The 9442-nt window shown below is 55.4% G+C and carries 7 protein-coding genes; 4 read left to right on the top strand and 3 right to left on the bottom strand.

The window, feature by feature from the left end:
- From ACTRWE_RS18270 to ACTRWE_RS18260, 3 genes are all read left to right on the top strand, one after another.
- A partial coding sequence (locus ACTRWE_RS18270) for a hypothetical protein (protein WP_462880451.1) occupies nucleotides 1-680 on the top strand: 680 nt, incomplete at its 5' end.
- Nucleotides 681-779: 99 nt separating this feature from the next.
- Entirely contained in the window at nucleotides 780-1643 is an 864-nt protein-coding gene (locus ACTRWE_RS18265; RefSeq protein WP_462880450.1) for a hypothetical protein, read from the top strand.
- Nucleotides 1644-2231: 588 nt separating this feature from the next.
- Nucleotides 2232-4712 carry a heavy metal translocating P-type ATPase gene (locus ACTRWE_RS18260; RefSeq protein ID WP_008173696.1) on the top strand — a complete coding sequence of 827 codons (2481 nt, stop codon included), beginning with the start codon at nucleotides 2232-2234 and terminating at the stop codon, nucleotides 4710-4712.
- 247 nt (nucleotides 4713-4959) lie between these two features.
- On the opposite strand, the gene ACTRWE_RS18255 is transcribed toward ACTRWE_RS18260, so the two are convergent.
- The 3 genes from ACTRWE_RS18255 to ACTRWE_RS18245 form a co-directional block, all read right to left on the bottom strand.
- On the bottom strand, nucleotides 4960-6393 hold the full coding sequence (locus tag ACTRWE_RS18255; protein ID WP_074211047.1) for an alkaline phosphatase D family protein: 1434 nt from the start codon (nucleotides 6391-6393) through the stop codon (nucleotides 4960-4962).
- Nucleotides 6394-6424: 31 nt separating this feature from the next.
- On the bottom strand, nucleotides 6425-6868 hold the full coding sequence (locus ACTRWE_RS18250; RefSeq protein WP_039882014.1) for a hypothetical protein: 444 nt from the start codon (nucleotides 6866-6868) through the stop codon (nucleotides 6425-6427).
- Between the two features lie 181 nt (nucleotides 6869-7049).
- Nucleotides 7050-7319 carry a TFIIB-type zinc ribbon-containing protein gene (locus ACTRWE_RS18245; protein ID WP_172515652.1) on the bottom strand — a complete coding sequence of 90 codons (270 nt, stop codon included), beginning with the start codon at nucleotides 7317-7319 and terminating at the stop codon, nucleotides 7050-7052.
- A gap of 281 nt (nucleotides 7320-7600) precedes the next feature.
- On the opposite strand from ACTRWE_RS18245, the gene ACTRWE_RS18240 reads away from it, so the two are divergent.
- Nucleotides 7601-8902, top strand: coding sequence for an IS1380-like element ISMaq3 family transposase (locus tag ACTRWE_RS18240; RefSeq protein WP_011784498.1), 1302 nt, complete (start codon nucleotides 7601-7603; stop codon nucleotides 8900-8902).
- Nucleotides 8903-9442 lie beyond the last annotated feature (540 nt).

The raw sequence follows: 9442 nt of genomic DNA, 5'->3' as shown, positions 1-9442 counted from the left end.
AGGGTGAAGGTGACCCATCAACCATTAAATCCGTATACCCTAATAAAGATGCTGTTGATAGTTTACAGCACCTAGTGGTGGCTGTTTTACCCACTGTGATGGGCCATTTCGAGACCTATCAAAGATATCTTTTCGCCGGTATTTTTGATTTTTCGGTATTTTTAGCCGGCTTTAAGGTTGACGAGTTTTTCAAAAAACTGTCAAAGGAAACAAACATCCAAATCGATTGGCCTCGGTTGGCTGCGCATAGAGCAACCGGCGCAAATTCAGTAGGAACACTACTCTCAGATTCAATGTCTGGCTGGCACGATGCAGAGAGGGTTAATAGATACTTTAACTGCTTTGAGCTTCAATATGTCCCATTCAGTGGCGATGACATCGAGAGGCTCTCGACACTCTGGCAGCTCCGCCACTCCATCGTTCATACTGGGGGGACTTTGACCTTGGCCGACGCGCAGAAGGTTGGCTCCTTAAAAAACTCCGGTGGTCGAAATATCGCATTTGAAAAGAATTTCATTTTCGAGGTCTCTCGAAAACTGCATCCGCTGGTGCAAACAGCAACTGAAGGTTTGGGCTCAGCTTTTATGGCCAGGTTAATAGGAAATTTGACTGAAGAGGATCGAACCAAAATTGATACCTTCTTCGAGGTGAAAACAAGTGTCGGGGCTTGGCTGAAATAGAGCCGAAACTTAGCAAAACCAGTCGTTCAATCGGACGCTGGATTTCCTCCGCTTTGCGCCGGCACCGGTTTCCTTGATCGGCAAATAATCAGGACAAATATGAAAGTCACAGGCCTTTTGAACAAAGTGATCGTCATTGAGTCTCTGGCTGAGGAAGAGCTCAAGACTGGGACACGGCTTTTTGAGGATCGGTTAATGCATCTCGATTCTTACAGCGAGAACCTATTTGGTGAGCTTATTTCGGTTGAGGATTCCGACGCCTTCATTAACTGTCTTCGGAAAATTTCCCAAAGAATACCGAAAGAAAATATCGTTCCAATAATCCATATAGAGTGTCATGGAGATGAGGAAGGCTTAATGCTTGCCGATGGCAATCATTTGCCTTGGAATCGATTTAGAAATGAACTCATCAAAATAAATTTTGCAAGTCGGCTCAATACGCTAGTTGTAATAGGAGCATGTGATGGGGCAAATCTTATTGGCACTGCCACTCAAATGGATGGCGCACCATTTTTTGGCGTCATTGGCGCGCAGGATGATGTAAAAGCAGGTGACCTAGAGAGGCGCTTTCGTGATTTTTACGCCGTTTTATTTGATGCTAAGGATGGCGATATGGCGATGGAAGCGTTGAATAAAAACATCGGTGACAATGAACCAAGATTCAGATTTATTGGCGCTCGTGCTTTATTCGAGGCTAGTTTCCGAAGTTACTACTGGAAATTCTGTAGAGGTAAAGGCAAGCGAGAACGGATAGAATTTTTGGTTAGCCGAGTTCTTCAGAACCCAGAAATTAAAGCCCGAGGAATAAAACACGCTCGCGCTAAAGTTAAAGAGCAGTTTGCTAACCCAGAGGATGATTTTGAATTTTTCAGAAAGCGTTTTTTCTTTACCGATCACTTGCCTGAAGTTCTTGAGAGATTCCCAATGATATTCGAAGACGTGATTCAAGTATCAAATGCTTAGCAAGGTCTGGCACTGCGACGAACTTTACGTTGCAGCTTCTGCTTCATTACAAGGCTGCTCATGCTGGCGGGGCTATGCGATAAGGAAAGTAACGGGGTAGGACCCAGGCCACTGGGCAACTAAAACGACTTTTTTAAGCCTGCCTCTTCTACTGCCAGACTACTTGAAATTAGTTACCAACTTTATTATGATGGATGGACCCGGCTTTTTCGGCGAACGCCTGAAAAGTTACCAACTTTATTCTTTTCTAACCGATCCTTGGTAGGGTAAAGTGGGGCTTAGAGAGGTGGTTTGTTACCAACTTTATTATGATCCCACACTACGCCTACTTGAACGGATAAAGACAAAAACACTGGAGAAAGAAGTTGGCTTGGAAATTTCAGTTGCAGCTTGCGAGCAAAACAATCGCCAGCACGGTGTTGGGCGGGCTGACCGGAATGGATCGGTTATGGCACCGCCGCGAAGCCAGCATGATAGCCTACGCGGCAGCAGCGTTGTGTGCCTGCGGCTTTGCGTTTGTCTCGCAGCATATTCCAGGTACCGATCCCAGTCGCGTTTTGGTTTCAACAAAAGATAGGATGTGCAACCATGGAAAAAACACTTCGCCTTGACCTCCCGCTCCTCCTTCCCGACACGCCGGATGCGCATGGGGCTTGTGCACAGCGGCTAGCCGAGAGCCTGGAAACTCGTGAAGGTGTCTCTATCGCCCACGTTCGCAATACAGAAAGCGGTGGGGGCATGGAGCTATGTATTCATTACGACCCCGCATTGCTTTCGCTTGAACGAGTCCGCGAAGTCGCCAAGGCGTTCGGGGCAGAGATTACCTCTCAGTTCGGGCACCTCGTGTGGCAGGTTGAAGGTATTCCGGATCAACGTCGGGCAAGAGCGGTCAGCGCACAGCTGCGCAGTCTCCCGGGGGTTGTAGAGGCCGAGGCCAATGCCAAGGGGCCGCTGCGGATTGAATTTGATCGAAGGCAAACTGATGAAAACACTCTGCGCAATGCCCTTCAGAACATGAGACTGTCGCTGGTACAAGACGAATCCAGACCGCATGAGCCGACTGGAGAAGCACACGATCATGAGCATGGCGGCATATTTGGTGCGCAAACGGAACTTATTTTTGTGGCCTTGTGCGGTGCGCTGTTGCTGATTGGCTGGCTTTTGCCGAAGTTCGTGGCGACGCCGCCATGGGCACCCCTGTTCGTCCTCGTGCCCGCCTATTTCTTCGGCGGCTACTACGCCCTGCGCGAGGCTATTGACAGTGTGCGCACTGGCCGGTTCGAGATTGATTTTCTGATGCTGGTGGCGGCGGCGGGCGCGGCAGCGCTTGGTGAATGGGCCGAGGGCGCATTGTTGCTGCTCCTCTTCAGTCTTGGCCATGCGCTGGAAGGCTATGCCATGGGTCGCGCCAAGCGGGCCATCGAAGCGCTTGGCGCCCTGGCGCCCAAAACCGCCACCGTGCGCCGGGATGCCAAGGTCGAAGAGATCGCCGTCGATGCTTTGCGGGTCGGTGACATCGTGCTGGTGAAGCCGAACGAGCGTCTGGCCGCGGACGGGTTCGTCATCAAGGGTGAAAGCAGCGTCAATCAAGCACCGATCACAGGCGAGAGCGTGCCGGTGGACAAATCACCCGTCGGGGATGCGACCGTTGCCGCGGAAAAACCCGACCTCGTGGATGCCGAAAACCGTGTCTTTGCCGGTACGATCAACGGCGGCAGTGCGTTGGAAATTCAAGTCACGCGCACATCGGCGGATTCGACCCTCGCCCGCGTCGTCAAGATGGTGAACGAGGCCGAAACCAACCAATCGCCCACCCAGCGCCTGACCGACCGGTTCGAACGCATCTTTGTACCGGCGGTTCTGGTTCTTGCCGTTGCGCTTTTGTTTGCGGGCTTCGTCGTCGACGAACCTTTCAGCGACACCTTCTATCGCGCCATGGCTGTACTGGTAGCGGCAAGCCCCTGTGCGCTTGCGATCGCGACGCCAAGCGCGGTTCTCAGCGGGGTCGCACGCGCCGCCCGTGGCGGTGTTCTGATCAAAGGCGGTGCCCCGCTCGAAAATCTGGGGCGGCTGACGGCCATCGCCTTCGACAAGACCGGCACACTGACAGAAGGCAAGCCGAAGCTCGTCGATGTGGTGACGGCCGATGACGTAGCGGAAGAGGAGCTTCTGCGGGTGGCGGTTGGGGTCGAGATGTTGAGCGACCATCCCCTCGCCGCTGCCGTTGTCAGGGGTGGACGCGAACGCCTGGGCGATACGCCTGCCGCCGAGTCATTGAACCTGCGCAGCATTACGGGCCGCGGGGTCGTGGCAGACGTCGAGGGCGAGACAACCTACATCGGTAAGGATGACCTGTTCGCGGAGATTGGCGGCCCTGCCATTCCTCCTTCTCTGAAGATCCAAATAGAAGCATTGGAAGCGAACGGCCGCACCACGATGGTTGTTCGCCAAGGCGACCGATATCTTGGCGTGATTGGGCTGATGGATACGCCGCGCGAAGCGGCACCGGCGGTGATAGAGACGCTGCGCACGATCGGCATTCGCCGGATGATCATGATCTCTGGCGACAATCAGCAGGTCGCGGACGCTGTCGCGCGGGCTGTCGGCCTTGACGAGGCACGCGGTGATCTGATGCCCGATGATAAGGTGGAGACGATCAAAAAACTGCGCGCAGAGGCTAAAGTAGCGATGGTTGGCGACGGCGTCAACGACGCTCCCGCGATGGCGAACGCCACAGTCGGCATTGCCATGGGCGCGGCGGGCTCGGATGTCGCGCTGGAAACCGCCGATGTGGCTCTGATGGCGGATAACCTGAACCATTTGCCCTTCGCCGTGGCGTTGAGCCGGTCGACGAGCTCAATCATTCGACAGAACCTGTGGTTCAGCCTGGGCGTTGTTGCCTTGCTGGTTCCCGCGACGATTCTCGGTCTTGGGATTGGACCTGCGGTGGCGGTTCACGAAGGGTCGACTATTGTCGTCGTGTTCAACGCACTGCGCTTGCTCGCATTTCGTTTTGCTCCACCTGTTACACCCGTGGGTAGGGTATCCAATGCGGAAATGTCGGTGTAATCAACCAGACAACAGGAAGCCGTTGCAGGAAGCTCCCAATGAAGTGGATCGAACAAACTCTCGGACCACTCTTCCTGGATGGGGATACAAGGCGTGTTCATTTGTTCGAGCTTCTGCTTGACGTGAATGACGGATTGAAAAAGGCAGGTAATAACACACAATTTACAGGTCATTGGTGCTGGATCATCGGCTGCGCAAACTCCGACGACCGCGCTAGCGGCCTTACATACATGTGTGAAGATTATTATCACAGAATAAGGGGCGGTGTTATCCCGCTCTCTTCCAGAGCCCAACGGGCGCGCCATATATCTGAACGCCGCTCAAGCACCAGATAGTTGCGTTCCGCAATATAGCGCGACTTCTGACCGGGGATACATGGGATTCGGATCGGACACGCCTTGAGCGGCGATTCACCAAATTGTGCAAGGGCCCCCAGAATTCGTGCCCACACCCTTGGCGGGGCGCGATGCGCAATGCCCGAGGCAACCAGCTGGTGTAACCAGCGACCGGCGCCGAGCTTCATCGTGGCACGCGTCGCCAGGTGGATTTCCCCCGAAAGCACCGTGACATCATGGCCGTTGGCAAGCGCCATGTCCCGGATCACCCGAAGCATATCGCACCATTCGTCACGGTGAGCGCGGCTTTGCCACTGATCGCGCAGATCGTCCTCGTATTTCTGCATTTTGGGGATGGCGACCATCAGAGCCTCAAGCACCGACAGGCGTGGACCCAGCAACGGCACGCTGGACATCAGGAACGTGTGACCCTGCACCGGGGTCGAGGCCTCAGCTCGAATCATCTTCCAGCCGCCGTCCCCCATTACCTCGTGGCGCGTACGCTCCGACCTCATATCAGGTGCAAGGAGGCGCAGACCGGCTGTGCGAACACTCCAGCCCAGATGCAGCCCGGCAGGATCGTGGAACCGTTCAGGCAGATCACCATCTACTGCGGCATGCTGAAAGGTCAAAAAACTCTCGCGGGCAACATCAAACAGGATTTGGCCGACCGGTGTGTCGGTCTTCGACCCCGGTAGCGATCCCCAGCCATCGCAAATATCGTGGTCGTCCCACTGCATGAGAGACGGCACGCGCGCGGCGATCCAGACAAATTCCGGCGCACGATAAAGCGCCACGTAGCGCTCCAGGAAGCGTTCGCGCAAATAATGGCGCAAATCGGCAAGATCGGCGCGCGAAGGATCCTTGGGGATATGTTCGGGCCAGTCCTCGCTCAGGGGGTGACCCTCGGTGACTTGGTCAGCATAGACCTGATCGCCACCGTGCAGCAGCAGGGAAAACGGCGCGTTCCGGTGATCTTCTGTCAGGCGTGCCCACATCGCATTGCGCTCGGACCCTTCGCGCTCCAGATCGCCGATTTGCTCGCCGTTGCAGGACACATAGGCGATCCGTATATCGCCTCGAAAATCACTTGCCAAGGAGTAACTTTGGCCGTTCCAGGCATAACAGGACGAGCGGTTTGCGGGCAGGTCGAAGCGTGCTCGCCAAACGGTCATATGATCGTATTCCGCGAGGATTTCCGCTGTATGTACGCCGTGGACCGTTTCGATTGGCTCCGGGCACTCGCCATTGTCCGCAATGAAAAGGACAGAGAGCCGTAACACATATTTCTCGACATGGTCGAGAAAGAGAAGCGGTCCGGTCATGACCGGAGGTTCGGATGTCATGCGCAAGGTGGTTCCGATCAGTCTTCGGGCACTACTGTCGCCGTTGTCCTCGTCGCAGGACAGCGGGTATTGCAATCAGCGCGATCAGCCCTGCAACCCAAACCAGCAGAACGACCGTCTTGACAAGAAAATGAATCGATCCACCCGCCCAGCCGAGCAGCCCCTCAATATTGGCCGCATCACGTAAAGCCGTGGCTTCCTCCCCAAGGCCAAACCACTTCGCAAGCCCCGCTCCGGTATCGGCCAGTGGCCCGGCTGCACCGGAGATCCAGGAGAGGACCGGATCGACCAGCCACCAAGCGCCGAGCGAAAGCGCAGACCATATGACCAGCCCGGCCACGATGACCGAGGTCGGAATATTCAGCACCGGCAGGGCTCTGCGTTCGCGATAGCCGGAATGGTCATCGCCCTCATAATACCCACCCATGTCGCGATACCGTCTGTGTTTGGGTCGCCGGAAAAGATGATGTCCCATGATTTGCTTCCTCTAAGGGTGACGTTCACCTCCGCCAACACAACGTATCGCATCCTTGACCACCAGATGACCGCGGTGCGCGTCAAGGCCCCAGGTCAAAGTCCAGACGTAAGGATCCTGCGCCGCGGTGACACCAGGCAGGCCCATGTCCACCCGAGTTGCGCCGCCTGAACAAACCTGTCTAATCAAAAATTTCCGACAACCAGGACTTGCGGCGATACCCATGTTTGCCATGGCCTCCATGCTTGCCGTAACCGCCGTGCTTGTCATAGCCTCGGGGTTCTGGCTCGCGACGTGGTGGCGGCGCCAGTTCTACGGCACTACGCTCGATGATCTTGTCCAGCTCCCCCCGGTCCAGCCACACGCCCCGGCATTTGGGGCAATAATCAATTTCCACACCTTGTCGATCGGCCATCGTCAGATCAACACTCTCGCATACTGGACATTTCATGAGCTTCTCCTTTAGGTCAATCATCAGGGAAATCATAGTAGCACCCCTTCACACTTGGGGCAACTAATCAAAATATTCTCCAGCATGTTATCGGCACCAACCATGATTAATTGGTGTGCCCAGAAGCCCCCTGCCCCCATTGAGCAGGTGATCTATTATCTGTTGTGAATCAAGGGGCAGTCTAGCCCGAATTTCTCATGAGGGGATAAAAGAAAGCGGCTGAAAGTGTTAAAATTTCAGGACCTTACACCATCAATCAACACCAACAACCGCTATCCAAAATGGTACCTCAAAAACTGACCTTCTCGCCACTTTCCCGCCGCCAGATTGAAACCGACTTCTCCGGAGGCCATATCACCTCCGATGCCGGCTTGCTGTTACTGCGCGAAGTCGACAAACAACACCGGTTAACCCAACGGCTGGCCGAGACTCTGACCGACCAGCGGGATCCCCGGATGATTCGTCATGAGCTCAAGTCCCTGGTCCGGCAACGGGTCTACGGTGTGGCCGGTGGCTACGAAGATCTGAATGATCATGAAGCGCTTCGCTTTGATCAGGCACTACAAACCGCCACGGGGAATGCCTCGACTCTGGCCGGCAAGTCCACGCTTTGTCGAATGGAGCAGGCGATGGATCGGCAAACCATTGTCAAAGCGCATGAGTTGCTCTGGCACCACTTTATCGAGCAGCATGAGAAGCCGCCCAAGGAAATCGTGCTGGATTTTGACGGCACCGATATTCCGGTGCACGGCGACCAGCCGGGTAAGTTCTTTAACCGGTATTACGACCATCACTGCTACTTCCCGCTTTACGTCTTCTGCGGTAGGCACTTGCTGGTGAGCTATCTGCGCACCAGCAATCGAGGTGATGCCCGGCACAGCTGGGCCATTCTGGCGCTGCTGGTGCGATTTATTCGCGAGTATTGGCCACAGACCCGGATCGTGTTCCGGGGCGACTCCCACTTCAGCAAGCCCCGACTGCTGGCCTGGTGCGATCGCAACCAGGTGGATTACATCGTAGGCATGGCCCGCAACCAGCGGCTGGAGGCGCTTGCCGCCCCAGCCATGGACAAAGTCCGGACCTACTACGAGGCTCATGGCCATAAGCTCGCCAGCACCTTCCGCTTCCGCTACAAAGCCCGAAGCTGGCATAAGCCACGCTGGGTGGTTGCGCGCCTGGAATATGGCCCTCAAGGCCCGAACCCCCGGTTCGTTATCAGCTCCCGCTACGATGACGGATTCAAGCTCTACTACGAACAGTATTGCGCACGGGGTGATATGGAGAACCGGATCAAGGATCAACAACTGGATCTGTTTGCCGGTCGCACCTCCAGCACACACTGGTGGACCAACCAGTGGCGGCTGATCTTATCCGGCTTCGCCTACACCCTGTTCGAGCGTTTGCGGGTGCATCTGAAAAACACGCCCTTCGAACGTATGAGTGCCGGCACCTTGCGCTTGAAGCTGATCAAGGTTGGCGCAGTCATCATCCGCAACACCCGCCGAATACGGGTGTTGATGAGTGATAGCTATCCACACAAGAACGATCTCTCAGCACTGGTTCAGCGCTTGGTGCCCCAGTAGATAATCGGGCTCCCCCGGCCCGATACCAATGGGGGAAAGGGGGAGTTGTGCCTGAATGCCGGAAACTGGCTAAATAATCGCCAACTTCGACCATGACCACTCGGATCTGGCACTACCAGGCTTGGTCTGCGAAGGTTGTTGGAGCACTATGAGAAATCCGGGCTAGCGAACTCGCCAACCTGGCCGGAAGTGTCAGCCCAAGTGCGAAAAATCCTCTGTGGCCGCTCTCTGGTAATCTTCAATGCAGACTTTGATACCCGCATGTTACGCCAAACTTCGGCGGCGTTTGGTGAGCCGGTCGAATGGGTCAGCGAACTTAAAACGCATTGCGCGATGTACCTGGCTGCCGATGCGTTTGGCCCAACAAACCGGCACGGCTCGATCTCTTTGGCCGATGCGGTGCATTTTGCAGGGGTGACTTGGCGGGGGGGGTGCTCATGAGGCTGTTGCGGACGCCCTAGCCACTGTTGACCTGGTGCAAGCGATAGCCAGCATCAGGCGCAACCTGGAAACCGATCTGGCCGATCTGGAAGAATGAAA

The organism is Pseudoalteromonas sp. G5_S1_54_S4, from assembly GCF_054968565.1.
Note: the sequence above shows the minus strand (reverse complement) of the source record. Positions and strands in the feature narration are given on the sequence as shown.

What these genes read in the sequence shown, in the direction of transcription:
- ACTRWE_RS18240 (WP_011784498.1), top strand. Translation starts at nt 7,601, where the DNA reads ATGGTACCTCAAAAACTGACCTTCTCGCCACTTTCCCGCCGCCAGATT.
- ACTRWE_RS18260 (WP_008173696.1), top strand. Translation starts at nt 2,232, where the DNA reads ATGGAAAAAACACTTCGCCTTGACCTCCCGCTCCTCCTTCCCGACACG.
- ACTRWE_RS18255 (WP_074211047.1), bottom strand. Translation starts at nt 6,393, where the DNA reads ATGACATCCGAACCTCCGGTCATGACCGGACCGCTTCTCTTTCTCGAC.
- ACTRWE_RS18250 (WP_039882014.1), bottom strand. Translation starts at nt 6,868, where the DNA reads ATGGGACATCATCTTTTCCGGCGACCCAAACACAGACGGTATCGCGAC.
- ACTRWE_RS18265 (WP_462880450.1), top strand. Translation starts at nt 780, where the DNA reads ATGAAAGTCACAGGCCTTTTGAACAAAGTGATCGTCATTGAGTCTCTG.
- ACTRWE_RS18245 (WP_172515652.1), bottom strand. Translation starts at nt 7,319, where the DNA reads ATGAAATGTCCAGTATGCGAGAGTGTTGATCTGACGATGGCCGATCGA.